This is a genomic window from Pseudarthrobacter sp. MDT3-1 (assembly GCF_054510755.1).
In genome coordinates, this window is the sequence record NZ_JBTNDX010000004.1 from 1 (window position 1) to 25,438 (window position 25,438).

Annotated in this window: 19 protein-coding genes; 13 read left to right on the plus strand and 6 right to left on the minus strand. The window is 61.7% G+C overall.

All coding sequences use genetic code 11. From position 1 onward, the window contains the following. Positions 1 to 357 precede the first annotated feature (357 nt). A complete protein-coding gene (locus ACX80X_RS03915) occupies positions 358 to 1,626 on the plus strand; it encodes an FAD-binding protein (RefSeq protein ID WP_252608286.1) in 1,269 nt (422 codons plus the stop codon). A 1,060-nt stretch (positions 1,627 to 2,686) separates the two neighbouring features. On the opposite strand, the gene xylB is transcribed toward ACX80X_RS03915, so the two are convergent. The 3 genes from xylB to ACX80X_RS03930 all read right to left on the minus strand — a co-directional run bounded on the left by xylB (position 2,687) and on the right by ACX80X_RS03930 (position 6,605). After that, positions 2,687 to 4,105, minus strand: a complete 1,419-nt coding sequence (xylB, locus tag ACX80X_RS03920; RefSeq protein ID WP_252608279.1) for a xylulokinase — start codon at positions 4,103 to 4,105, stop codon at positions 2,687 to 2,689. Positions 4,106 to 4,207: 102 nt separating this feature from the next. Next, positions 4,208 to 5,395: a xylose isomerase gene (xylA, locus tag ACX80X_RS03925; RefSeq protein WP_459311263.1), complete on the minus strand. Its 1,188-nt coding sequence runs from the start codon at positions 5,393 to 5,395 to the stop codon at positions 4,208 to 4,210. Between the two features lie 130 nt (positions 5,396 to 5,525). Continuing rightward, positions 5,526 to 6,605, minus strand: coding sequence for a Gfo/Idh/MocA family protein (locus ACX80X_RS03930; RefSeq protein ID WP_252608274.1), 1,080 nt, complete (start codon positions 6,603 to 6,605; stop codon positions 5,526 to 5,528). Between the two features lie 439 nt (positions 6,606 to 7,044). Between ACX80X_RS03930 and ACX80X_RS03935 the strand changes: the two genes are divergently transcribed. The 12 genes from ACX80X_RS03935 to ACX80X_RS03990 all read left to right on the plus strand — a co-directional run bounded on the left by ACX80X_RS03935 (position 7,045) and on the right by ACX80X_RS03990 (position 19,906). Beyond that, the gene (locus tag ACX80X_RS03935) at positions 7,045 to 8,061 is read left to right on the plus strand and encodes an ROK family protein (RefSeq protein WP_252608273.1); all 1,017 of its coding nucleotides are present in this window, start codon (positions 7,045 to 7,047) and stop codon (positions 8,059 to 8,061) included. Next, positions 8,048 to 9,058, plus strand: a complete 1,011-nt coding sequence (locus tag ACX80X_RS03940; RefSeq protein ID WP_252608272.1) for an aldose epimerase family protein — start codon at positions 8,048 to 8,050, stop codon at positions 9,056 to 9,058. The genes ACX80X_RS03935 and ACX80X_RS03940 overlap by 14 nt, the downstream gene beginning before the upstream one ends. A gap of 429 nt (positions 9,059 to 9,487) precedes the next feature. Further along, complete coding sequence (locus ACX80X_RS03945; protein ID WP_252608271.1) at positions 9,488 to 11,074, plus strand: sugar ABC transporter ATP-binding protein; 1,587 nt, start codon at positions 9,488 to 9,490, stop codon at positions 11,072 to 11,074. Then, entirely contained in the window at positions 11,071 to 12,120 is a 1,050-nt protein-coding gene (locus ACX80X_RS03950) for an ABC transporter permease (protein WP_252608270.1), read from the plus strand. Before ACX80X_RS03945 ends, ACX80X_RS03950 begins: the two co-directional genes overlap by 4 nt. Positions 12,121 to 12,123: 3 nt before the next feature. Then, entirely contained in the window at positions 12,124 to 13,161 is a 1,038-nt protein-coding gene (locus ACX80X_RS03955; RefSeq protein WP_252608269.1) for an ABC transporter permease, read from the plus strand. 80 nt (positions 13,162 to 13,241) lie between these two features. Next, positions 13,242 to 14,414: a sugar ABC transporter substrate-binding protein gene (locus ACX80X_RS03960; RefSeq protein WP_252608268.1), complete on the plus strand. Its 1,173-nt coding sequence runs from the start codon at positions 13,242 to 13,244 to the stop codon at positions 14,412 to 14,414. Between the two features lie 93 nt (positions 14,415 to 14,507). Further along, positions 14,508 to 16,190 (plus strand): GMC oxidoreductase, encoded by a 1,683-nt coding sequence (locus tag ACX80X_RS03965; protein WP_252608267.1) that lies wholly within the window; start codon positions 14,508 to 14,510, stop codon positions 16,188 to 16,190. Positions 16,191 to 16,204: 14 nt separating this feature from the next. Continuing rightward, positions 16,205 to 16,936 (plus strand): gluconate 2-dehydrogenase subunit 3 family protein, encoded by a 732-nt coding sequence (locus ACX80X_RS03970; RefSeq protein ID WP_252608265.1) that lies wholly within the window; start codon positions 16,205 to 16,207, stop codon positions 16,934 to 16,936. A gap of 87 nt (positions 16,937 to 17,023) precedes the next feature. Then, complete coding sequence (locus tag ACX80X_RS03975; protein ID WP_252608264.1) at positions 17,024 to 17,794, plus strand: cysteine hydrolase family protein; 771 nt, start codon at positions 17,024 to 17,026, stop codon at positions 17,792 to 17,794. A 208-nt stretch (positions 17,795 to 18,002) separates the two neighbouring features. After that, positions 18,003 to 18,956 carry an aldo/keto reductase gene (locus tag ACX80X_RS03980; protein ID WP_308293016.1) on the plus strand — a complete coding sequence of 318 codons (954 nt, stop codon included), beginning with the start codon at positions 18,003 to 18,005 and terminating at the stop codon, positions 18,954 to 18,956. A gap of 27 nt (positions 18,957 to 18,983) precedes the next feature. Then, positions 18,984 to 19,382 carry a GlcG/HbpS family heme-binding protein gene (locus tag ACX80X_RS03985; protein ID WP_252608260.1) on the plus strand — a complete coding sequence of 133 codons (399 nt, stop codon included), beginning with the start codon at positions 18,984 to 18,986 and terminating at the stop codon, positions 19,380 to 19,382. Positions 19,383 to 19,465: 83 nt separating this feature from the next. Further along, positions 19,466 to 19,906 (plus strand): nuclear transport factor 2 family protein, encoded by a 441-nt coding sequence (locus ACX80X_RS03990; protein ID WP_252608259.1) that lies wholly within the window; start codon positions 19,466 to 19,468, stop codon positions 19,904 to 19,906. A gap of 427 nt (positions 19,907 to 20,333) precedes the next feature. On the opposite strand, the gene ACX80X_RS03995 is transcribed toward ACX80X_RS03990, so the two are convergent. The 3 genes from ACX80X_RS03995 to ACX80X_RS04005 all read right to left on the minus strand — a co-directional run bounded on the left by ACX80X_RS03995 (position 20,334) and on the right by ACX80X_RS04005 (position 25,371). Next, a complete protein-coding gene (locus ACX80X_RS03995) occupies positions 20,334 to 22,370 on the minus strand; it encodes an ABC transporter ATP-binding protein (protein ID WP_305884357.1) in 2,037 nt (678 codons plus the stop codon). Continuing rightward, complete coding sequence (locus ACX80X_RS04000) at positions 22,367 to 24,115, minus strand: ABC transporter ATP-binding protein (protein WP_459311270.1); 1,749 nt, start codon at positions 24,113 to 24,115, stop codon at positions 22,367 to 22,369. The genes ACX80X_RS03995 and ACX80X_RS04000 overlap by 4 nt, the downstream gene beginning before the upstream one ends. A 377-nt stretch (positions 24,116 to 24,492) precedes the next feature. Next, the gene (locus tag ACX80X_RS04005) at positions 24,493 to 25,371 is read right to left on the minus strand and encodes a 3-hydroxyacyl-CoA dehydrogenase family protein (RefSeq protein WP_252614858.1); all 879 of its coding nucleotides are present in this window, start codon (positions 25,369 to 25,371) and stop codon (positions 24,493 to 24,495) included. Positions 25,372 to 25,438 lie beyond the last annotated feature (67 nt).

A 25,438-nucleotide genomic window follows, 5' to 3' on the forward strand; every position in this document is an offset into this window, starting at 1 on the left:
AAACTGGACTAGACATAATGATTAGATTCCTGGTTCTCGCCCCACGCGATCAAGCGGACTTGCTATGACCCAGTGGCACCGTTCCAGCCTGACACGTAGGGTGCCGCCGGCCACCGCAATGGCGGCCTTCACGCCAACCGCGCAACCGCTTCCCGCGGCTGCCTGACCAAAAAGAAACTACGCGACTGTCTCACATCCTTGACACACCTCACTGCGCAGCATCGGCCGAAGGTCTAAACCGTGCAGTACCACCTTGAGTATGCGATTGTTACAAATAGCAGCAATCGGGCCCAATCGTTGTTATGTTGTGTAGAACACCAATTTCATAGGGAACCGCTGACGAAGGACGAAATCGCGATGGAGCAGCTCGTAACCGAACGAAACTGGGCAGGCAACTACACTTACCGGGCTCCTGTGATCGTCCATCCGGGCAGCGTGGAGGAGCTGCAGGAGATCGTTGCCGGCGCCACCCGCGTCCGGGCGCTGGGCTCCCGCCATTCGTTCAATGACATTGCCGATTCCTCCGGCACGCTGGCCGTCCTTGACCGATTGGATTCTGGCATCCATGTCGACGCCCGGAGGATGACGGTGACAGTAAGTGGTGGCACGCGCTATGGCGCCCTCGCGGCCGAGCTACAGCGCCAGGGCTTCGCACTGCACAACCTGGCGTCCCTTCCGCACATCTCAGTAGCGGGAGCGGTAGCGACCGCAACCCACGGCTCCGGGGACGGTAACCGCAATCTGGCCGGCGCCGTGGCCAGTCTTGAGGTCGTCACCGCAGACGGAAGCATCCTCTCTGCCCGTCGCGGAGACGCATACTTTGACGGCATGGTGGTGGGTCTCGGCGCCCTGGGCATCGTCAGCCGATTGACCCTGGACATCGAACCCAGCTATCAGGTCCTCCAAATCGTTTACGAGAACCTCGACTGGAACCGTGTACTCGAGAACTTTGACGACGTCACGTCGTCTGCCTACAGCGTCAGCCTCTTCACTGACTGGAGCGGGCAGAGAATTGCCCAAGCCTGGCTCAAACGCAGGACCGGCGACCCCAGACAGGAGGTCCCGGAATCCGGATTCCACGGCGGAAGTCCGGCTGCCGAGAACCGGCACCCGTTACCGGGAATCCCGGGCAGCAGCTGCACCCAGCAGCTCGGCGTGCCCGGGCCCTGGTCCGACAGACTGGCTCACTTCCGCATGGAATTCAACCCAAGCAAGGGCGAGGAGCTCCAAACCGAGTACCTCATCCCCCGCGAGCACGCTGTGGACGCGCTTCGCACCGTGCGCAGGATCTCGGATCTCGTCACACCACTGCTGCTCATCGGCGAGATCCGCACCATCGCGCGAGACAACCTGTGGCTGAGCCCGAACTACGGCCGCGACGGCATCGGCCTGCACTTCACGTGGCGGCAGGACCAGCCGGCCGTCCACGCGATCCTGCCCCTCCTTGAAGCGGAGCTCGCACCGTTTGCCGCAAGGCCGCACTGGGGCAAGCTGTTCCACGGCGGTGTCTCAGCCATCGCGCCTCTTTATCCGCGCTTTGGTGACTTTATCGCCCTTGCCGACCGGCTGGACCCGGCCGGGAAGTTCCGCAACAGCTTCCTCAAGCACACAGTCTTTGGCAACTGATGGGTCACTACGATGCCCTCCCCCACTCCACGGTCCGTGCCGTCCGTCACAGAGCAGCTGCCGCCGTCCGCCGAGACGGATCCGTCTTGCCGGAACGACCTTGGCCTGATTACCCCCTTGTTCATCACCACCGGGTCCTGAGCCGCGCGCAGACCACCAAGAGGACGGCACTGAGCAGTTCAACAGTGGGCACCCTCCTCGGCCAGCTCGTTGCCGGGGACTTGTTTACGAGACAGCCTCTTCAGGCGAAGCGCAGGTGGGCAGGCCAAGCCCCGAGGTTCACCCGAGCCCGTCGACTGCGGCGATGGCCGTGTACCTGAAAATTCCTGCCTTCACAATCGGTCTCCTCGGCCTCGGCGGAAGCCGCCGGAAGGAAACCCGCTTTCCCAACGAACGCATCCCAACCGCAAGGGAATCTGTCAACACCGCAACGGCCGTCACAGAGGGTATGCGCTCGGAGCTGGACGCCTCTTACCGGATCGCGGGAATCGGAATGGCCGTGCCGGGCCTTGGTGAACTACACCGACGGGGGTAGCCCGGCACGCTCCCCACCTCGGTGGACACTGTGACCGCCCTTCGTTAGGGCGGCCCCACGTGTTCCCGCATTTTTCCTGCGGTCCCCATCACGACGAAGGCCCATGTAGAAACCTACGGGGCCCGGGGATCGACTCATCGAGGATCCTTGGGATTCACGGCAGCCGCTGCACCGGCGGGGCGCCTAGTGCGGAGCTGGGTCCCGGTGCACGAGCGTCCGAAGACCTACTACCTAGGACGGCGAATTCCGGGGGAACATGATCGAGCAGAACGGTTCAGCAGCAACCGCCCGGTTTGCGTGCAACACGTGGTAGCGCGCAGGGCGCTGTGGTAGTGGTCCTTTGAACTGCTGGTTTACAAATGTTCTGCATGGAGGGCAATATCTGCATTCAGTTGCAATTCCAGCCTCTCTGCGTGCTCGCTTTTGAGCTTGGACGAGCCTCCCGTACTTCAAAGCCACCAGATGGCGCCAGAGCGGGTCATTTTCAAGCGGCGGCGCTACGACCGAAAATATTTTCGAAGCCGATTATTCTTGATCACCAGTAAGGGCGGCGTTCGCGGCGGCAGCGCGGTACCGCGCGAGTACTTCGGGGGTGGGCGACGCGGTAACTTTCCGCGCAACCCCGGTGGCCCAATTGGGGAACTCTCCGGTTAGGAGCCCGGCGGCTTGCCGCGCGGCGCCATCCGCTACATATTCTCCCGGTTCAGGCACAATGACAGGAAGACCGAAGACTGCGGCAGTTATTGCTTGCAGGGCTTCAGAGCGTGCGCCTCCACCGACGAGGATGAGACGTTCGACGGTCACTCCCTGATCGGTGAGCGCAGCAAGTCCATCGGCAAGGGAGCATACGACCCCTTCGACAGCCGCGCGGGCGAGATGGCCCGGAGTGAAATTTGCCAGTGTCATTCCATGAAGGGAACCCGTTGCATCTGGCAGATTCGGTGTCCGTTCACCTTCGAAGTAAGGAATGAGGACCAGTCCGCCGGCCCCGGCGGGTACCGATAGGGCAAGCCGGGAAAGTTCAGCAACATCAAGGGAGAGCAAACGGGCTGTCGCATCAAGTACACGTGAAGCGTTCAGCGTGCAGACAAGTGGCAGAAAGTTTCCTGTTGCGTCGGCAAATCCTGCCACCTGTCCTGACTTATCGGTGACCGGTGTATCGGAGACAGCGAACACCGTACCGGATGTACCTACGGATACGACAACATCGCCCACGCCGGCGTTTACACCCAGGGCTGCGCCGGCGTTGTCGCCTGCACCGGCTCCAATCAGAGCACCTGAGGGTGTCTTTAGGTCTGATTGCAATGGACCGAGTACGAGAGGCAGCGCCGGTACGTGCCCGAGCGTGCGCTCCAGGACGTCCGTCAGATAACTCCCCATGGCAGGTGACCAGTATCCGGTGCCGGAGGCATCTGACCGGTCGGTTCGCAGTGCGGCCAGCCCCTCCGCGCCGCTTCCCGGCCCGTATCCCGCCAGCCGCCAACTCAGCCAGTCGTGCGGCAGGCAAACGGCAGCGGTACGTGCTGCGTTTTCCGGTTCGTTCTCCGCCAGCCAACGCAGCTTGGTCGCCGTGATCGAGGCCACCGGGACAGTCCCGGTGGCCTCGGCCCAGAATGCCGGCCCGCCTGTCTCCTCGATGAGTGCCTGCGCCGCAGGGGCCGATCGGGTGTCATTCCAGAGCAGTGCCGGTCGGACCACCGCACCATCGGCATCCAGGCAGACCATCCCGTGCTGCTGCCCGCTCACCGAAACGGCGGCCACATCATCCAGACCACCAGCTGCATTGATGGCCGACTGTAGCGCGGTCCACCAGAGCTCCGGGTCAATCTCCGTGCCCTCGGGGTGACGTGCCGAACCTTTACGGAGGAGAACACCGGTTTCGGCGTCCCGAATGACGATTTTGCAGGATTGGGTGGAGCTATCCACTCCGGCGACCAATGGCATGGCTGGGTTCTTTCAAAAGGGTTTGAATCAAAACGAATCGTGTGGTGCGCCGTCGGACCCGGACAAACCGGGTCCGACGGCGGGCATGGAGTGCTTTCGCCCTTAGCGGGCGTTGAGCAGGTGCTCGATGGCGAGCTGGTTGAGCCGGACGAACGCGAAGGAGCGCTTCCCTGCCTTGCTGGCGTCGAAGTCCTCGAACGAGGACTTGTCCGCGAGCAGGTCCGCCGTGGATTCACCCGCAGTGAGCGTGGGTTCGCCGAGTTCGAAGACTCCGGAGGTTTTCAGGGCTTCCTGCACTTCAGGGTCGGCGCGGAAGGCGAGGGCCCGTTCCTTGAGGAGGAGGTACATGGCCATGTTGGACTTCGCGGACTCCCAGACGCCGTCGTAACCGTCGGTGCGGGAGGGCTTGTAGTCGAAGTGGCGCGGGCCGTCGTAGCGAGGGCCGCCGTTGGGGAAGCCGTTCTCCAGAAGGTCCACGGTGAAGAAGGCGCTGGTGAGGTCGCCATGGCCGAAGACGAGGTCCTGGTCGTATTTGATGCCGCGCTGCCCGTTGAGGTCGATGTGGAAAAGCTTGCCCGCCCAGAGGGCCTGGGCGATGCCGTGGGTGAAGTTCAGGCCCGCCATCTGTTCGTGGCCGGTTTCGGGGTTCAGGCCCACGATGTCGCCGTGTTCGAGCTGGGCGATGAACGCCAGGGCGTGGCCGACAGTGGGCAGGAAAATGTCGCCGCGGGGTTCGTTGGGTTTGGGTTCGAGGGCGATGCGCAGGTTGTAGCCCTTGTCCTTGATGTAAGCGGCGGCGGTGTCCACGCCTTCCTTCATCCGGTCCAGCGCCGCAGACAGGTCCTTGGAACCGTCGTATTCGCTACCTTCACGCCCGCCCCACATCACAAAGGTTTCCGCGCCGAACTCGGCAGCGGAGTCGATGTTGCGCAGGACCTTGCTCAGCGCGAAGCGGCGGACGGAACGATCATTGGAGGTAAACCCGCCGTCCTTGAAGACCGGGTGGCTGAACAGGTTGGTGGTCACCATCGGGACCTTCAAGCCAGTCTCGGCAAGAGCTGACTTGAAGTTCTTCAGGATCAGCTCCCGTTCCGACGCCGTGGCATCGAAGGGAACCAGGTCATTGTCATGGAAGGTGACGCCGTAGGCGCCCAGTTCGCTAAGCCGGTGGACGGCCTCGACCGGGTCCAGTGCTGCACGCGTGGCAACGCCGAAGGGGTCGGCGCCGGTCCATCCGACTGTCCAGAGGCCGAACGTGAAACGGTCTTCGGGTGTGGGTTGTACTGTCATTTCTAGCACCTCTTTGGGATGGTGGGATTGATTGGGTTGGCTTGCTGAGCGTGGTCCAGCTATAGGACCGGTTCTCTCGCATGCCTGAGGTCCTGATATCGGAGCCCAGTCGTTTGGGACAGGCTCTTGGTCAGGGGTGCCCCGGAGATTCTTTGTGAATGCGTTCGAGGATTTTGACAACTTCCAGGGCCTCGTGCGGAGCAACGGGTGCGGCGCCTGTTCCACGAATGGCGGCGGCTACGCCCTCATAAAAGGCCGGGTAGCTGCCCCTTTCGGTAGGGACTTTGGAGGGTGGGGGGTAACCGGCGGCTGAGATCCCCAGCGTTCCCCAGGTCTCCTCGGGCATGATGCCGTATCGGTCGTCGTCCGGCAGAAGGCCGGAGGCCAAGGCTGGTTCCTGACCGTCCAGCCCGTATGAAACGTAAGCTCCCCCCGTACCCAGCACACGGAACCGCGGTCCGGGCTGGCCACCCAGTCTGCTCATCCACAATCGTGAGCACACCCCAGATTTGTGATGGAGTTCGATGTAGCTAGCGTCATCGTTGCCGCCACCGGCTCGGACTGTTCGCAGATCTGATCTCACATTCGATACCGGGCCGAAGAGGACAAGGGCCTGGTCAATCAGGTGGCTTCCCAGGTCAAAGGCCACTCCGCCACCAAGTGAGGGGGGTGTAACGTCCTGCCATTTGGTGTCCGCCTCGGGCGCCCAGTGCTCGAAACTGGATTCGAATTGGTAAATCTTTCCCAGCTCGCCGGCAGCGATGATCTTCTTAATGGTGAGAAAATCTCCGTCCCATCGTCTGTTTTGGAAAACGATCAGCGGTTTGTCGGCCTCTTCGGCTTTTTGGATCAGCCGCTCAGCGTCGGCCACGGACGCGGCAAAAGGCTTGTCAACAACGAGACCCACTCCCCTGTCCAAAAAGGCCATGCCTTGGGCGAGGTGCGTGGAGGGCGGGCCAGCTAGAACGACGAGATCAAGCCCAGGGGCGTGGTCCAGGAGTTCGTTGGAGTCGGCAACAATGGTGGCCTTTGGGTGGTCACGCTGTGCCTGCCTCCTGCGGCTCGAGTCATTTGTTGCAATGAAATCCAAGGAGAAAGAGGGGCTGGCTTCGATGAAAGGACAGTGGAATACTTTACCTGCAAGACCGTATCCGACGACTCCGACGCGGATAGGGCGGTCTGCCTCAGTTTCGGGTGTGATGGAAGTCATAATTGAAGAGTACGCTGTTATCCTGCATTTGTTCAAGCAAACTACATATTAAAATTTGATCGACGGACGCGATGGCCACTCAATGGACTCTGCGGTCCTTCACCCCTCACTCTTAGAAGGGACGGTGTCCAATTGAGGCTCTGCAGGAAACACGACGGTTGGAGATGCTGTGTCGACGAGTAGCTTCTCTTCGCCCAGGGATGCCGGACCACGGCCGCAGGCAATGGGAAATAACCTGGACAGTGTCCGTCAGCACAACCTGTCCACGATTCTTACGCTGGTACATCACGCAGGGAGCATCCCAAGGGCACAACTTACCCGGCGGACCGGGCTGAACCGGTCCACCATAGCGGCCCTGGTGGGCGAACTGGTTGATCTCCGCTTGGTCACAGAATCCTCGGGGGAGACAACCAGCCAGGTAGGACGGCCGAGCTCCGTTGTGCAAACCAACCCCGATACGGTCGCGATTGCGGTGAACCCCGAGGTAGACGCTGTAACCGTGGGGGTGGTCGGGCTGGGAGGGGTTGTCCAGAACCGCATCCGTTTTCCCACGGAGAAACCTCCGACGGTTCGCGAAGCTGTGAACATCACCTCGGCGATCATTGCGGGCATTCAGGGCGGCCTTCAGACTGAAACGCGCATTGTTGGAATTGGAATCGCCGTTCCCGGCTTGGTCTGCCAGAGCAACGGACTGGTCCGCCTGGCTCCGCATCTTGGGTGGAAAGACGAGCCGCTGACGGAAATGCTGGCGGACGCTACCGGATACCCCACTTCCGCCGGCAATGATGCAAGCCTTGGCGCCCGTGCAGAACGGACGTTTGGCGCCGGCCGTGGCATTGACGACATGATCTATCTCAACGGCGGAGCCAGCGGCGTCGGCGGAGGAGTCATCTCCAGCGGTGTCGCACTCGGCGGAACCAGTGGGTATGCCGGAGAGTTGGGCCACACTCGTGTACGTAGCGACGGCAGGGCCGACAGCGCCGGTGTCCGCGGCACATTCGAGTCAGAAGTGACAAGGTTGGCGTTGCTTGAGGTTCTGGGCCTGTCCTCCGCCGACACGGATGAACTCGAACAGGCACTGTTCGCCGCCAAGTCACTGGCGGTCCGTTCCGAAGTGAACCGACAGCTGGACTTTCTCGGCATCGCTCTTGGCGGCGCCATCAACATTCTTAATCCGCGACTGATTATTCTGGGAGGCTTCCTCGGATCCCTGTATGCGCTGGACCCCGAACGCCTTCACAAAGTGGTCGCGCATGAGGCCCTTCCAGTGTCATGGAACGACGTCACGATTTCCCGGCCAAAGCTGGGGGCCGACCTTCTCATGGTGGGGGCAGCGGAGCTAGCGTTCTCACCGCTTCTCGCCGATCCCGCTGGCTTATCAGCCCAGAAAGCAGGGAGGGTGCCCGACAAATCCTCCCAAGAGTCAGAGAGGACGGCCCTTAATGGCAGCCGATGAGTTTACTGTCAGCAACGGTCGCGGTCTGGTTATGACCGTCAGCAGCTTCGGTGCACGCCTCGTTGAGCTGCAGGTGCCGGACAGAAACGGCACACCTGACAATGTGGTCCTAGGCTTGGACACACTGGAGTCCTACAAACGCCACACTGATTTGTACCTTGGAGCCACCATCGGCCGGGTGGCTGGACGTATTGCGGGGGGACGTTTCGTTTCGGTCGATCTGGACGTCCAGCTCGACCGAAATGAGGGAAACAACCATCTTCACGGGGGCAGCTCCCGAAGTTTCGACCGTGTTGACTGGTCGGTGACCGAATCGGAACCTGACGGCGGCAAGGGCATCGTCTTCGAATATGTCAGTCCCCATCTGGAGGAGGGCTACCCTGGGAATTTGTACGCACGCGTCGAATACCTGCTCACAGACACGAATGAGATGTGGACGGTCTTCACGGCAGCGTGTGACCAATCCACGCCGGTCAACCTCACTAATCACAGCTACTGGAATCTCGCCGGTGGGAACGTCCCCGTAACAGACCACCACCTGATGATTGCAGCGCAGAACGTACTGCGGACGGGCCCGGACCTCATCCCCACGGGCGCCCTGCAGCCCGTGGCGGGTACGGCACTCGATTATCGCCTACGGCGCCCAATAGCAGACCTGCTCCCCGCCGAGGGCGGTGAGCCGTGGCCGGGACTGGACCATACCTACGTGCTGGATGCCCGCGACGGCAGCCATCAGCTCGCCGCCACCCTCTACGACCCGGCGAGCGGCCGCACCATGGAGCTGTTGACATCCGAGCCGTCACTGCAGGTCTACAGCGCTAACCGGCTGCCCAGAATAGCGGGGCGCAACGGTTCCATCTTTGGTGCGGGACACGCTCTTTGCCTTGAGCCCCAGCACATCCCTGATTCACCTGCCCTCCCAGGGTTTCCCTCGATTGTTCTGTCGGCAGGCCGCCAGTACCGCCACAGCAGCTGTTACCGATTCAGCGCCACATGATTGACCAATTCAAGCCGCTCCCGTAGTAGGCGAGTGCCGTTTGCGGCACCCGGGCACTGCGTTCACTGGCGTTGCGTTGGAGGAGGCGGTCACAGCTGCCACTAAAGGTCAGTGGTTCCTCTCAACTTATTGCCTTGGTTGCCGGTAATCGCCTCACTTATTCCAAAGCCACTCCCGTGATGCACTCCGAGTCGCCCCGGTACGAGAGGTCCTTGACCGGGCCGCCATACCTCTTTGCAGCCCGCCATTGGCTGGAAAGTGTGGGTTTTGAGGGCTACGTTCGCAAGCCGACAGAATCCGACATTAAAACCTGGCCGGCAATCATTGCTTTTGTTGTTAGACCCAACTATATTGGTTGGTAAGTGACTTGGGTCACCCTCGAGGGATCCTTATCCCACGCTATTTTCAACGATGAGAAGGAGCGCACGCGTGACTGAACGCCCAGCCCCTGATGCTGACGGTTTCCTGCTCAATGTCCAAGGAATCAGCAAGCACTATCAGGGTGTTACCGCCTTGGACGCCGTCGGACTCCAGGTCCGTCCCGCCGAGATACACGCATTGCTCGGTGGCAACGGCGCCGGCAAATCGACGCTTATCAACATTCTTTCGGGCCTCACCTCCCCTGACTCCGGAACGATCATGCTGTCGGGCAATCGGCTGGAGCTGCGCCGGCCCACCGATGCGCTGGGCAGCGGTATCAATACCATTCACCAGGAGCTCTCCCTGGTTCCTGCCCTGACGACGTTGGACAACATCTTTCTTGGCAGAGAAGTAAATGCACGGTTCCTTGGTTTAAACGTGAGGCTGGACCGCCGCCACATGGAAGATCGTGTGCGGTCCCTGGCCTCCGAGTTCGGGCTCACGGAGGAAGACCTGAAGCTGCCCGTCGGCGAATTCGGAGCCCTGAAGAAACGGGTCGTCGAAATCGTCAAGGCTCTGGCCTTTGACACCCGCCTCCTGATCCTCGATGAGCCAACATCGGGCCTTGAAGAAGAGGAGCGCCTGAATCTTTTCGAGCACATGCGCCGCCTGCGCGGCAAGGGAGTCTCCCTCATCTGGGTGACGCACCATCTTGAGGAACTCTTTGGGCTCGCTGACACTGCCACCGTCTTCAGGGACGGCCGCCTCGTCGGTACCGTTGAGGTTCCAGACACCTCCGTTGACGATCTGCTGGGCATGATGTTCGGCATAGCCGCAGGGGAATTCGGCTCCACGGCCACCGCAGCGGTCGTCACGGAGGCAGAAGAGTCCCGCGAAGAAGTCCTCCGTCTCACCGATGTCAACCGCAGCTACATCCTCCGTGACATTTCCCTTACCGTCCATAAGGGCGAAGTCCTGGGGATCGCAGGGCTCGCGGGGGCAGGCCGCACAGAACTCGCCCGCGCGATCATGGGCATCGACAAGATCAGCAGTGGGACTGTGCACCTGAAAGGCAAGGCGGTCAAGTTTTCCGATTCGAGCGCCGCCTATCAAAAGGGGCTGGCGATGCTGCCCGAGGACCGGAAGCAGTTGGGCATTCTGCCTGAACTGTCTGTCTCGGAAAACATCTCCATTTCCAGCCTTGATCGGGTCTCGTGGCTGGGTTTCGTTCTGAAAGGCCGCGACGAGGTGTCCCAGGCGGAAAGCTACCGGCAACGTCTTGGCATCAAGACCGCCGATGTGAGGGAAAAAATTCGGAATCTCAGCGGTGGAAACCAGCAAAAGGCCATTGTCGCCCGTTGCCTTAACACCAACCCCGATCTGCTGATTTTCGACGAACCTACCCAGGGCATCGATGTCTCCGCCAAAGTCGAGGTCCACAACCTGATCCGTGAATTCGTGGCGAACGGGGGCGCAGCCATCGTTATCGCTTCGGAGATCGGGGAGCTCGTCGAGCTGAGCCATCGGGTCATCATCATGAAAAAGGGGAGGCTCGTGGGCTCGGTCGACCATGTCCCCCATGCCCTGGTCTCGGGCCAGTTTGAAGCCGTCAAAAACCGTATCCTCGCAATGTCTGCAGGCAGGACCGAATCATGAACTTCCAACGGGCTGCGTCCCGCATCCTTTCTACCAGCGGCGTTCCCATCGTCATCGCGCTGGTCATCGTCATCATCGTCTTTCAGATCATGTCTCCAGTATTTTTGACCTCGGGAAGCGTCCGCGACTACATCAATAACGCTATCCCGATCCTCCTCCTCACCGTCGGAGTGGCAATCGTGATCGTCGGCGGCGGCATCGATCTCTCCGTCGGAACCGTCGCGGGACTCAGCGCCGGTACCACGATGTGGGCACTCGTCTCCGGCGCCCCAACATGGACGGCCGTGGCTGTAGGCGTTGCCACCGGGCTGGTCTTCGGCCTATTCAACGGGCTGATGATCACAGTATTTGGAATCAATGACTTTATCGTTACCCTCGCAACACTGAATATAGCCGGCGGCCTGCTCATTGTCCTGACGGAAAAGGTTCCACTCCAGGGCGTCAGCACCCCAGGCTTCTCGGACCTTGTATACGGAAACTTCCTTGGGGTTCCCACGGGATTCTGGATAGCAGCGATCATTTTTGTCCTCATGCAGTTCCTCCTCATCAGAACTGTCTTCGGACGCCGTATCTTTGCCATAGGCATCGCCCCCGGTGCGGCAAATGTCGCCGGCGTGAACGTGAACCGCGTCAGGCTCGGAACCTTCGTTATCTCGGGGCTGCTCGCCGGCGCAGCCGGTGTCCTGTTGGCATCACGCCTGGGGGCCGTCCAGGCCTTCCTTGGCAACGGCTACGAATTCGTTGCCATCGCCGGGGCAGTTCTGGGTGGCGTGAGCCTCGCCGGAGGCAGAGGCTCAGTCTGGGCGGCGGTCGCCGGCGGGCTCATGCTCGCCACTCTCCAGCAGGGACTGCGGCTTAACGGTGTGGACCCGGTGTACTTCAGCATCGTGACTGGACTCTGCATCGTTGCCGGAGTTGTCTTCGATCGAAGAATCCAGCAGTTGGTACTGGGCGGTATTAGGAAACGCAGCAAAAGTGGCCCTACACCTCCGGCGCCGGCAAAGCTCCAGGAAACACACTTGCTCGGCACAGGGAAGCAGGACTGAGAAATGGAAACGACTTCATTGAAGAAGAACCAGACTGTGGTCGACCGCGTCGTCACCCGTCTGCTTGTCGACCCGACGCTGGGGGTGCTGGCCCTGTTGGTGCTCATCTGTCTGCTGGCAGCGTTCACACTGCCGGTGTTTCTCAACGGCTCAAACCTCTACAACCTCGTCAATAACAGCCTCGTGGTCATGATCCTGGCCATGGGCATGACGGTCGTTCTGGTCTCCGGAGGCATCGATCTGTCGATAGGCACCACGATGGCACTCTGCGCTGGTGTCTCCGCGGCCGCCATGAACTTTGGACTGCCGCTGTTCGCAGCGCTCCTGGCCGCACTGGCCATGGGGGCTCTGGTCGGCCTGGGCAACGGCCTGCTGATCACCCGTCTCGGGCTGCCGGACTTCATCGCGACTCTTGCAATGCTTGGTTTCGCCAGTGGTGTCCTGTACATCTGGACCAAGGGTGTTCCGATCATCGGCTATATGGTTCCCGAGTTTTACATCATCGGCGGTCTAACCCCGTTGGCAGGGCCTCTTACACTGCCGATGGTCATCGCGCTCCTTGTCGCGCTGGTGCTCGGAGGAATCCTGGGTTTCACCCGCATGGGAACTCACTTCTTCGCCGTGGGAAGCAGCAAGACCGGCGCCATGCAGTCAGGCGTGCGCGTGGACAGGGTGCGCATGCAGGCATACATCTTCAGCGGTTTGGCCGCCGCTGTGGCGGGCATCATCATGGCAGGTCGCAACACCAACGTCCCGGCCGATCTCGGCAATGGTTATGAGATTCAGGCCATCGCCGCAGCCGTCATCGGTGGTGCCGCACTCTCAGGAGGACGGGGTCGCATTCTGGGAGCCATCCTCGGAGCAATTACGCTGGCCGCCGCCGTCAACCTGATTAACCTCGTCGGCGTCCCTTCGAGCTACCAAAAAATAGTCATCGGAGGCATCCTCGTCGCGGCAGTCCTCGCCAACCGCATCAGCGCGATCGTCAGTGGCAAGGTACGGCAAAGAAAAGCAATGGTCCTTGAAGGAATCCCCGCCTAGGAAATACCAGCATCACAACTCCTGCCAAGCGACCGTTTGGCATTTGAACGACACGAACACAAGTGAAGGAAGCATCAAAGATGAGCTCAAGCACTTTTCATTCGAAGACAGCGCGCCGCCGACCTGGCAAGGCCCGCCTCGCCTTCATCTCCACCGCCACTGCAGCTGCCCTGCTGCTTACAGGCTGCACCACCGTGAACGCGCCCGCCGGAGGCTCCAACGCCGCGGCTGGCGGCGGAGGAACCGACTACCTCCCCGACGAAGCGATCAAGAAGATTGTCAACGGACGCGAGATCAAAGTCGGTTTTGCACCCCCGATCCTCTCGGAGTTTTACACCCAGGTGGAAAAGGCCGCGCACAACAAGATGAAGGAATACGAGGACCGGTTCGGCGTCAAATGGAAGTGGGAACGCCAAGGAGCGCTTAACGATGCCCACTCCGGCACCGAGACACTCGGAATCGTCCAAGGCTATATTGCCCGGCAGTTCGACGCGGTCTTTGTTTGCTCCGCAGCTAATGCGGCAACGATGCAGACCCTTTACAAGCAGGGGTCCGAAAAAGGCATTGACTTCTACCAGTTCAACTCCACCGAAGAACTGGCCAACCCATCCCAGGCCGAAGACCCGACCGGAGGCCTGTCCACGGTATCAAATATCGGCTACGACGACCGCTGGCAGTCCGGATACCTGGCCGGCAAGTACATCGCCGAGCAACTCAAAGGCGAAGGTTCCATCATCCAAATCATGGGACCGTCCGGTTCGGACTGGACAAAGCTGCGCCAGCAGGGCTTCAAGAAGGCCATCGCCGAACACCCCGGCCTCAAGATCGTTGGTGAAGCCGACGGCGGATATGTTCGGGATAAGGGCCTCACAGCCGCCCAGGACCTGCTGACCAAGTTCCCGGACGTAAAGGCCATCTACGGCGAGAACGAGGATATGGCGCTGGGTGCTTCCCAGGCCATTGACGCCCGAGGCCTGAAGCACTGGGACGGCACCGGCGGCATCATCACCATCGGCGCCGACGGCCTGGTCTCCGGTATGGGCGCCATCAAAGCCGGCAAGCTCACCGCAACGGTGGACGTCAACAGCGCGGAGATGGGCAGCCGGATGATCGAAAGCCTCTTCGCCCATGAATTCCTGAACCAGGAAATCAACCAGTTCATCCGCATCCCCACCGGCGTGGTGGACAAGTCCAACGTGGACTGGCATGAGGGTGTTCTCAAGAACGTGCTCAGCGGCCCCGGCAAATACTGACCAACCAGATTCCCTGTCCGGCCCGCACCTCCGGGCCGGACCCGGAGTCGAAACCTCACCGTTTGCCCAAGGTATAGAAGAAAGGTTCGCGCGATGAAGCGAAAAATGGACCCGGTCGATGTCGTAATCGTAGGGCTGGGAGCCGGCGGTGGTCCGGCAGCGAAAGTACTCAGTGAAGCCGGATACAAAGTTGTCGGATTCGACAAGGGACCCTGGTTGCGGCCTGAAGAGCACTACTCCGGTGACGAACTAAAGTTCCAGAACCGCAGCTACCTGTGGCCGGATGTAAATCTCATGCCACGCACCGTGCGCAGTGACGCGAACTCCGAGGCCCGCATCTTCAACTTCTCCCCGGTCCCCTCGAACGTGGGTGGCGGAACCAGCCATATGGCGGGATGGATGCCCCGCCCGCGTGTGTCTGACTTCATCTTCCACTCCCTCCACGGAGATCTTGAGGGAGCAAGCCTCGCGGACTGGCCGTACCGCTACGAACATCTTGAGCCCTATCTGACGAAAGTCGAGTGGAGCTACGGTATCTCCGGTCTCGCGGGAGCTGACAAAGGTGAAGGCTTCCGCAGCAAGGCCTATCCCAGCGCCCCGCTGCCGCCCACCAGGTTCGGCAAGAAGTTCTATGAAGGCTCCAACAAGCTCGGCATCAACTCTTTCCCGCTGCCGATGTCGCATCTGACTGAAGGCAATGCCCTCGGACGCCCGGCGGTAAACCGAACCAGTTTCTGGAACCAGTACGGGGACCCGACCCAGACCCGCTCCAGTGTGGCCACCACCTACATTCCCGAAGCCTTGGCCACCGGTAACTTCGAAGTCAGGGCAGACAGCTTCGTTAGGGAGGTAAAGGTCGGTAAGGACGGTAAGGCTACCGGAGTCATCTACATTGACCCCAGCGGCGCTGAGATTGAACAGGATGCCCGAGTGGTGATTCTTGCCCTTGGCGCCATCGAATCCGCCCGCCTTATGCTCCTGTCTTCCTCCAACCATTTCCCCGACGGGCTGGCGAACGACTCAGGGCTGGTAGGTAAGAATGCCACCTTCCACGAGTACATCTTCGCCGTTGGACTTTTTGACAGGGACATGGAAGACCCCTTGAACGGGTGGACCGGGAACTACCAAAGCGGCGGATCCACACACTTCTACGAAACGGACGAGAGCCGCGGGCACATCGGTGGCGGGATCATCGCCACTACCCAGATCGGACAGGCCATCAACGCCATCATGCCCGGCCGCCCAGCCTGGGGCCAGGCGATGAAGGATGCTGACCGTGACTACTTCGACTATTCCATGAAAATCGGCTTCATCCTCCAAGACATGCCCCAGGAGACCAACAGGGTCGATCTGGATCCCACCGTCAAAGACGCCTGGGGGATGCCGGTCGCGCGCATCACCAACAAACCTCACGCGAACGACATAGCAATGAGCAAGTGGCAGATCGATCAGAACCAGGAGATCCTCCAGGCGGCCGGCGCGAAGAAGACCGTGCCCGTCTACCTCGGGGACGAATTCACCGGCAACGCCTGCCACCAGCAGGGCACCGTCCGGATGGGAACCGACCCTGCCAAATCGGTGCTGAACGAGTGGGGCCAAGCGCACTCCGTCGAGAACCTCTTCGTCCTCGATGGGGCAGGTTTTCCAACCGCGCTCGGTGTGAACCCGACGCTCACCATCATGGCCCATTCCTGGCGGTGCGCGGACTACATCGCCAACACCTACATGAAGGGCCGCTCCGAACGGCTGACCCTGTCCCCGATCAAGAAATCCTAGAAGGAGGAGAACAAATGGTGTCAAAAGCTGACTGGGAAATCGCTCCCATCCGCATCGATCCTGATACGACCGAAAAGCTATTCTTCACCGATCACGAGTGGGACACGATTGAAGCCGCAGCGGCAAGGATCATGCCCACTGACCAAGATCCAGGAGCACGCGAGGCGCGCGTCATCGTCTTCATCGACAGGTATCTATTTGGCATCGCTTACCTCTACGCTGCAGCGGACGGAAGCGGCTTCCTGCAACTGGCAGACAAAGACGCGCACGCGGCCCGGGCCAGGAATGCCAACATGCAGCGCCTGTACCGGGAAGGCATACACGAACTGGACAAGAAGGCGCGGGAACTTCGTGCCCCCTCCTTCAAGGAGGCATCCGAACAGACTCAGGACGAGGTTCTCGAACAAATCAGCGGGGTGCCAAAACCAATCCCGGTCTCGCTGACATCCCGGGAGGTGTACTACTCACGCCTTCAGGGAAACACTGACGAAGGCAAGAGTTTCTTCGACACCCTCTGCCTCCACGTCCGCCAGGGTTTCTACGGCGACCCCGTGTATGGGGGGAATAAGGACCAGATGGGCTGGAAAACAGTCGGTTTCGTCGGGCCTAAAAGCCTGAAGGACACCATGGACGGCACTTACAGTACCGCCGAGTTCTTCATCCAGGAGTACGACTGGGAAGACCTGGTCCCAGGCTTCAAACACAGCCAGGATCCCACCTCCAAACAGGAGCAGGACGGTCAGTGACCGTCCCGGACAACCAAGCAACCCCCGTCGCCGGCGCTGCACAGCCGACCATGGACCATCTGAAATAAATCGAGAGGAAAGACGACAATGACCGCCTTCGAAGACAAGCTCAACAAGTACGTTGACCGTTCCAACCGCTTCATCCCGGACACCATCGACCTCAGCAAGACCGTCGTGCACGCCCTGGACATCCAGAATCTCTGCCTTGACCCCAAGGGCGCCGACTACGTTGAAAGTGTTGGGGGCGCCCCCTCCGGCCAGGAATCCCTCGGACCTGCAAAGCGGATCGTGGAACTCGCCCGGGAAAAGGGCATTAAGGTGAACTGGTCGCTCTGGGGCATGAACCCTGACGGCGCGGACCTGGGTATCTGGGGGCTTAAGTACCCCTCCTGGAAGGAACCGGATTCCCCCTTCAACCACGGCACCTGGAACGGGGCGCTGGTAGACGGATTCGAACCCCAAAAGGGCGAACCCGTCTTCCAGAAGCACCGCAACAGCAGCTTTTACGGAACCGCCTTCAACGAGTACCTGATGCAGGACCACGCGGAATACCTGGTCATCATCGGGTCCTCAACGGCCAACTGCGTCCCCACCACCGCCCGCGACGGTTTCGACCGCGGCTACAAAGTCATTGTCGTTGCGGACGCCGGAACTGCGATCCCAGTCAACTCGCACGGCCGCAACCCGGAATTCGATCACGAAACACCCGAAGGCTACGGCCAGTACTGGGAATCCCTGCGCAACATCCAGGCACAGTACGCCGACGTGATGTCCAGCGACGAGTTCGCAGCCCTGGTTGAACGCTCCTCCGCCGCCCAGACAAAGTCCAACGAACAGCTCACCAGCGCAGCACGCTAAATCACCACCCCGGGGCCACCCGCGTCCTGACACTGGACGCGGGTGGCTCCATTAAAGCGCCGCCGCCATCCGGCTCAATCATTGTCTAACCAATAAATCCCTGGCTTTACGCCCACCGATAGGAAAACCATTGGGACCATTCCATGTCACAGAACAACGCAAGTTTGGGAGCTCCGGCTGGTCCACCTCCCTGGCCGGTTTCGGATCCGTGGCCCTCGGGAATATGGGAAAGGTGATGACCACGGAAACGGCACGCTCCCTGGTCCGGCACGCCTGGGATTCGGGAGTGCGCCTGTTCGACACCGCACCGATGTACGGTCACGGGCTCGCCGAATACCGGCTTGCCGACGACCTCATGGACCGGGACCGGAATGACTACACGCTGATTACCAAGGTCGGCCGCACCCTTCACCCCGCTCCCAAAGGGACCTTCGACACTGGACCCTGGCTGCAGACACCGTCGATGCGAATGGAATACGACTACTCCTATGACGGTGTCATGAGACAGGTCGAAGACAGCCTGCAGAGAATGGGCACAGACCGCTTCGACGTATTGCTCGTCCACGACACCGACCGGTGGACCCACGGAGACCAATACCTCCAACGGTTCCACGAAGCAGTGAACGGTGCATTCAAAGCACTCGAATCACTGCGCGAGCAGAAAGTCGCCTCCGCCATAGGAATCGGGGTCAACGAGACAGACGTCTGCATTGCAGCAGCCAACGCCGCGGACATCGACTGCATACTCATCGCCGGGACATATAACCTCCTGGATCAGCAGGCCAATACTGAACTCCTCCCCCTGTGCCGGGAACGAGGCATCGCAGTCATCAACGGCCGAATCTTCGGATCCGGCATCCTCGCCACAGGAACCCAACCCAACGCCCGCTTCAACTACGCTCCCGCCAGCGCTGACGTCATCGCCAAGGTACGGCCCATCGAAGACATATGCCACAGCTACAACGTTCCCCTTGGAGCCGTCGCCGCCCAATTCGCAGCAGCCCACCCGGCCATCACCAACATCTGCATGGGAGCAGGCAGCATCGAACAACAGAACCAAAACTATTCCTGGCTCGAGCAGGACATACCCCAAGAGCTCTGGAACCAGCTGGCGGCCGAAGGACTGCTGGACCCGAATGTCCCCACTCCTGCCTACACATAGAAAACCTTCCAGCACAAGGAAATCCACATGATTGAAGAAGCACAAAAAATCGCCGCGGCCGCTGAAACAGCAGCCAAAGAGGCCGGCCTGAGTATCGTCGTCAGCATCGTAGACACCCACGGAAACCAGGTCCTCCTGCACAGAATGGACGGAGCACCCCTGCACTCACTGGATATGGCATTCCGCAAAGCCTACACAGCAGCATCATTCGACGTTGCAACCGAGGAACTCACGGACCAGGTGCAGCCCGGCCAGCCGCTGTATGGACTCGCCGTCAACTCAGGAAGCAAACTCATTGCCTTCGGCGGTGGCGCACCTGTCAGCCTCGTAGAAGGCGAGAAAGTTGGGGTCGGGATTTCCGGCGGCTCCACTCAAGAGGACATCGACATCCTCAGGAAAGCACTCAACGCCACCACCCAGCCTTAGCCCAAAGAAGGGTGAACTTGCCGTGCTGCAGTCGTAAAGGTTCCCTCGAGACGATAGAGTCCCAGCTGCACTAGCCTTGAGAGGTGAACATCAATAGCGCGGCAGCCACGCTTCCTACGCGCGTCCTGGCAGAATCTCTAACGGCCTGGAAGCTCGCTTTTGACCGCCATACGCCTGCAGGCATGGTCGAACTCTTTTCACTCGATGCGCTCTTTCAAGGGCTCAGCCCAACTCTGCTCACCGGACGTAACGAGGTTTTCGACTACTACGATGCCCTGCCCCCCGGAATCACGGCCAGTTTCCAAGTAATCCAAGGCCGCCAACTAACCCCGCATCTCGTCTCCGGATTCGCCGCCGTCCACTTCACCTACCCAGCCGGAAGAACGGTGCCGGTGCAGCTATCCCTCGTGCTCCGCAGGGACGGTCAGACATGGTTCATTGTTCAGTACCACGCCTCAACGCTGTCCTCAGCGAAGCAGAGCGGGACAGTCACGCTAGCCAGCCATGATGAATTTATTTACTGATGGCAAAGACTGAAAGGGGCAGGCTTTTCGGAAACCACCCCCCGTTTTCCCCGACGCTCGACAGCTGGCGGCCCGGCCCAGAGTGAGGCAGGTCCCGGGATCCTGCTGAGCGGTTGCTGATCCATCTTCCAGCCATGGCCGCCAGTGACGCACGCCTTCAGCTTTTGCCCTCGGTCTCAGAGAGGTACACCCCAACCTGACGTCAGGCAGCTATTCAAACGCCGTCAGAATAGGGTCCAAAAAGCGTTCCCGCACGACCCCAGTGGACACTCTTGAATCCCAATCTGACACGGGGCGGCAGAAACGCCTGCCTATCTGGCTGGAACTTGCCCGTCTTAAGTTCGATGATCACGTAGCGAGTTAAGCGCATCTGAAAACGAACAGCAGGCCGACGCAGAAGCGGTCGGGATGCTCAATTGCACGATACCTAAACCTCCGCCACCGGAGCCGCGAACTGCGCCTCGTACAACCGGGCATAGGCCCCACCCGCGGCCAGTAGTGAAGCGTGCGTCCCCTGCTCCACGATTTGGCCGGCTTCCATCACCAGGATGAGGTCGGCGTCGCGGATCGTGGACAGGCGGTGCGCGATCACGAAGCTCGTCCGGTCCGACCGCAGGGCCTTCATCGCCTTTTGCACCAGCACTTCGGTGCGGGTGTCCACCGAGCTCGTCGCCTCATCCAGGATCAGCACCGAGGGCCGGGCCAGGAACGCCCGCGCAATCGTCAGCAACTGCTTCTCCCCCGCGGACACGTTGGAGCCCTCGTCCTCCAGCACGGTGTCGTACCCCTCCGGCAGCGAGTGCACGAACCGGTCCACGTACGTCGCCCGCGCGGCCTCCAGGATCTCGTCCTCCGTGGCAGTAGGCCGACCGTACGCGATATTGTCCCGGATGGTCCCACCGAACAGCCACGTATCCTGCAGCACCATGCCCAGCCGCGAGCGCAGCTCACGCCGCGGCACTGAGGTGACGTCCACGCCGTCGAGCGTTATCCGCCCCGCATCCAGCTCGTAGAACCGCATCATCAGGTTCACCAGCGTGGTCTTCCCCGCCCCGGTGGGTCCCACAATCGCCACCGTCTGCCCCGGCTCCGCCACCAAAGAAAGCGAGGAGATCAGCGGCTTGTCCGGCGAGTAGGAGAAGGACACGTCCTCGAACACCAGCCGCCCCCGCCCAAAAGCAGGAGCACCACCGGGAGGCTCAGCAGACTCCTCGTCCTCATCCAGCAACGAGAACACCCGCTCCGCCGACGCCACCCCGGACTGCAGCAGGTTGGCCATGGACCCCAGCTGCGCCAGCGGCATGGTGAACTGCCGCGAGTACTGGATGAACGCCTGCACGTCGCCCAGCTGCATGGCCCCGGACGCCACCTGCAGGCCGCCCACCACCGCGATCCCCACGTACACCAGGTTCCCGATGAACGTCATGGCCGGCATGATCAGCCCGGAAATGAACTGCGCGCCGAAGCTCGCGTCGTACAGCTCCACGTTCTTCTGCCGGAACCGCTCCTCCACCTCGCGCTGCCGGCCGAACACCTTCACCAGCGCATGCCCGGTGTACGTCTCCTCGATCTGCCCGTTCAGCTCCCCCGTGTGCTTCCACTGCGCCACAAACAGCTTCTGCGAGCGCTTGGCGATCAGCGCCGTGATCCCCAGCGTCAGCGGCACGGTCACCAGCGCGATCAGCGCCAGCGTGGGCGAGAGGATGAACATCATCACCAGCACGCCCACCACCGTCAGCACCGACGTGACCGCCTGGCTGATGGACTGCTGCAGGCTCTGGGAGATGTTGTCGACGTCGTTGGTCACCCGGCTCAGCAGCTCGCCGCGCTGGATCGAATCGAAATACCGCAGCGGCAGCCGGTGGATCTTCGCCTCGATCTCCTCGCGCAGCCCGAACACCGTCCGCTGCACCACCCCGTTCAGCACATACGCCTGCACCCACATAAACGCCGACGCCAGCACGTACAGCACCAGCGCCCACAACAGCACGCCGGACAGCGCCGCGAAGTCGATCCCCTGCCCCGGCGTCAGCGCCATGGGCGTCAGCATGTCCGCCCTCTGGTTCTCCCCCGCGGTCCGCAGCTGCGCAATCAGCTCCGCCTTGCTCACCCCGGCGGGCAGCTCCCGCGACACCACCCCGGCGAAAATCAGGTTGGTGCCCTCCCCCAGCAGCCGCGGCCCGATCACCGAGAGCGTCACGCTGGCCACCCCCATGATCAGCACCAGCAGCAGCCACGCCCGCTCCGGCCGCAGCGTGCCCACCAGCCGCCTGGCCGACGGCCCGAAGTTCATCGCCTTCTCCGCCGGGACGTTCATCCCCGCGAACGGCCCGCCGCGTCCCGGTCCGCCCGCCGGACGGGGAATACGTACGACGTCGGCAGTCCCGGTTTTCGAGGCCGCCGCGGTTCCGCCGGGGGCGGCTGTGTGGGTGGCGCCCGACGTCGGCCGGTTGTGCGTGCTCATACCGTCTCCTCCGCTGCCAGCTGGGAGGAGACAATCTCCCGGTACGTCTCGGACGTCTCCAGCAGCCCGCGGTGCGTTCCGCGCCCCACGATCCTGCCGTCGTCGAGCACTAGTATCTGGTCCGCGTCCACGATGCTGGAGACGCGCTGGGCGATGATCACCAGGGTGGCGCCGGCGGTGCTGCGTTTGAGGGCCTGGCGCAGCCGGGCGTCGGTGCCGGTGTCCAGGGAGGAGAAGGAGTCGTCGAAGATGTACAGCTCGGGCCTTTTCACCAGGGCCCGGGCGATGGCCAGCCGCTGCCGCTGCCCGCCGGAGACGTTGGTGCCGCCCTGGGAGATGGGCGCATCCAGCCCGCCCTCCATCTCCTCCACGAAATCCCGGGCCTGGGCAATCTCCAGGGCGGACCAGAGTTCGTCCTCGGTGGCGTCCGGTTTGCCGTACTGCAGGTTGCTGCGGACGGTGCCGGTGAACAGGTAGGGCCGCTGCGGGACCAGGCCGATGTGCCCCCAGAGCAGGTCCGGGTGCAGCTCGCGGACGTCCACGCCGTCCATCCGGACCGAGCCGGTGGTGGCGTCGAACAGCCGCGGCATGAGGTTCACCAGGGTGGTCTTGCCCGCGCCGGTGCTGCCGATGATCGCCGTCGTCTGCCCCGCTTTGGCGGTGAAGCTGAGCCCGGAGAGGACGGGCTGGTCGGCACCCGGGTAGGCGAATCCGACGTCGCGCATTTCCAGCTCCCCGCGGCGCCGCCCGCCGGACGGAACCGCGCTGCTCACGGGCTTCAGCGGCGGCCGCACACTGGATTCGGTCCCCAGCACCTCGCCGATCCGGTCCGCCGAGACGGCGGCGCGCGGGATCATCACGGCCATGAAGGTGGCCATCATGACGGACATCAGGATCTGCATCAGGTAGCTCAGGAAGGCGATGAGGGTGCCCACCTGCATGGAGCCGTCCTCGATCCGGAACGAGCCGAACCAGATCACGGCCACGCTGGAAACGTTCAGCACCAGCATCACCACGGGGAACGCGAGCGCCACCAGCCGGCCGGCACGTAGCGCGGTGTCCGTGACGTCCTCGTTGGCCTGGGCGAAGCGGGCGCTTTCGATGTCCTCGCGGACGAACGCGCGCACCACGCGGATGCCGGTGAGCTGCTCGCGGAGCACCCGGTTCACCGTGTCGATCCGCTTCTGCATCTTCCGGAACAGCGGCACCATCCGGGTGATGATCAGCCCTACGCCGATCATGAGCACGGGCACGGCGACGGCGATCAGCCAGGACAGCTGCACGTCCTGCCGGACGGCCATAATCACGCCGCCGACGGCGAGCATCGGCGCGGCAACCATCATGGTGGCGGCCATCAGCACCAGCTGCTGCACCTGCTGGACGTCGTTGGTGGACCGGGTGATCAGGCTGGGCGCGCCGAACTTCGTGACTTCCTGCTCGGAGAACTCCCCCACCCTCGTGAAGATGGTCCCGCGCAGATCCCGGCCCGCCCCCATGGCCGCCTTCGCCCCAAAGTACACGGCAATCACGGCGCACACGATCTGCAGCAGCGTGATCCCCAGCATCAGGCCACCCAGGCTCAGGATGACGCCGGTGTCCCCCTTGGCCACCCCCTCATCGATGATGTCCGCGTTCAGGGTGGGCAGGTACAGCGACGCGATGGACTGCGCCAGCTGGAAAACCACGACGGCGATCAGCAGCTGCCGGTGCGGCCGCAGGTATTCAACAAGCAGTTTCCAGAGCATGGGCGGCTCCAAAGGTTCTGTCCCGCTGGTGTTCGAGCTGGAGGTGGTGCGAAGGTCAGTTTACGTCCGGAGGCTGGGAACGATCCCTGCCTGTGGAGGAGAAGTTGGGCGGGTTTTTGTGGTGCTGCCCTGAGTACCTACGGTGCGGGAGAAGGGCAACAGCATCTGCAGAGGGGAGACTGCCAAGGGTTTCGGCCTTGTCTTGGGTCCGAAGATCGCGAGGACAATTGCGCCGTGCACGGCTCGTGGACTCGACGCCGCCAGCCACGTCAGTGTCAGCGGCCCCGGCCTTGATCATGGGTGAGGCCATGATGATGACGCTGAGGACCGGTCTTGCGTGGGTTTGTGGGGTGGTCCTGCCGGGTTTCGCCGGCGCATTACTGGATGCGGGTTCCGGACTGGTCATATCGGTACCAGCCATGCGCGGTTTTCCGGCCGTAATTCCCTTGTTCGTAAAGCTCCTTCAGGGCCGGGTGAGGCAGGTCTGCCGGGTCCTGCGTTTCCTCGAAGGTCGCTTGCCGGATCAGGTAGCTCACGTCCAGGCCCACCAGGTCCATCAGCTCAAACGGCCCCATGGGGTGGCCCAGCGCCGTCTTGGCCGCAGTGTCGATGTCGCTGACACTGGCGATGCCGTCCGCGTAAAGCCGGAGTGCCTCGTCCCGGATGGCGCCCATGAGCCTGTTGGCCACAAAACCCGGGATCTCGCGGTCGATAAGCACGGGCGACTTGCCCAATGAACGCGCCAGCTTCATGGTGGTGTCCACCGTGTCCGGAGATGTTTTGCCGTGGCGGACCACCTCAACACATTTCATGACCAGGGCGGGGTTGAAGAAATGCATATTGCAGACCTGTTCCGGCCGCCCTGTCTCCTCGGCCACTTTTGAGGAGCCCAGCGTGGAGGAATTCGTGGCCAGAATGGCGTGTGCCGGGGCTGCCCGTCCCAACGCCGCGAAGATGCTGCGCTTCACTTCGAGTTTCTCGGTGGCGGCCTCGATCACGAAGTCGACGTCCGCCGCGCCGGCCTCCAGGGACGTGGTGAAGGTGAGCCGCGCCAGGGCGGCCTCGGCGTCCTGTCGGCTCCTGCGCCCCTTGACCACGCTGCTGTCCATCCGGTCGGTGAGCTGGCTCCGGGCGGCGGCCAGCATGTCTGCCGCGACATCCTGAATGGTGACCTGGTATCCGGCCAGGGCGCACACCATGCCGATCTGTGAGCCCATGGCTCCGGCTCCGACCACCAAAATCTTGTTGATCTGCATAATTTCTCTTCTCCTAGTGCGCAAAGGGAATTTCCATGACGTTCCGGCGCTGAGAATTACTGCCCGG

Excerpts from the sequence above, each read along its gene's own strand:
- ACX80X_RS03975 (WP_252608264.1), top strand. The coding sequence starts at position 17,024 with ATGACCGCCTTCGAAGACAAGCTCAACAAGTACGTTGACCGTTCCAAC.
- ACX80X_RS03965 (WP_252608267.1), top strand. The coding sequence starts at position 14,508 with ATGAAGCGAAAAATGGACCCGGTCGATGTCGTAATCGTAGGGCTGGGA.
- ACX80X_RS03955 (WP_252608269.1), top strand. The coding sequence starts at position 12,124 with ATGGAAACGACTTCATTGAAGAAGAACCAGACTGTGGTCGACCGCGTC.
- ACX80X_RS04005 (WP_252614858.1), bottom strand. The coding sequence starts at position 25,371 with ATGCAGATCAACAAGATTTTGGTGGTCGGAGCCGGAGCCATGGGCTCA.
- xylB (WP_252608279.1), bottom strand. The coding sequence starts at position 4,105 with ATGCCATTGGTCGCCGGAGTGGATAGCTCCACCCAATCCTGCAAAATC.
- ACX80X_RS03950 (WP_252608270.1), top strand. The coding sequence starts at position 11,071 with ATGAACTTCCAACGGGCTGCGTCCCGCATCCTTTCTACCAGCGGCGTT.
- ACX80X_RS03995 (WP_305884357.1), bottom strand. The coding sequence starts at position 22,370 with ATGAGCACGCACAACCGGCCGACGTCGGGCGCCACCCACACAGCCGCC.
- ACX80X_RS03970 (WP_252608265.1), top strand. The coding sequence starts at position 16,205 with ATGGTGTCAAAAGCTGACTGGGAAATCGCTCCCATCCGCATCGATCCT.
- ACX80X_RS03960 (WP_252608268.1), top strand. The coding sequence starts at position 13,242 with ATGAGCTCAAGCACTTTTCATTCGAAGACAGCGCGCCGCCGACCTGGC.
- ACX80X_RS03985 (WP_252608260.1), top strand. The coding sequence starts at position 18,984 with ATGATTGAAGAAGCACAAAAAATCGCCGCGGCCGCTGAAACAGCAGCC.
- ACX80X_RS03940 (WP_252608272.1), top strand. The coding sequence starts at position 8,048 with ATGGCAGCCGATGAGTTTACTGTCAGCAACGGTCGCGGTCTGGTTATG.
- ACX80X_RS03930 (WP_252608274.1), bottom strand. The coding sequence starts at position 6,605 with ATGACTTCCATCACACCCGAAACTGAGGCAGACCGCCCTATCCGCGTC.
- ACX80X_RS03915 (WP_252608286.1), top strand. The coding sequence starts at position 358 with ATGGAGCAGCTCGTAACCGAACGAAACTGGGCAGGCAACTACACTTAC.
- xylA (WP_459311263.1), bottom strand. The coding sequence starts at position 5,395 with ATGACAGTACAACCCACACCCGAAGACCGTTTCACGTTCGGCCTCTGG.
- ACX80X_RS04000 (WP_459311270.1), bottom strand. The coding sequence starts at position 24,115 with ATGCTCTGGAAACTGCTTGTTGAATACCTGCGGCCGCACCGGCAGCTG.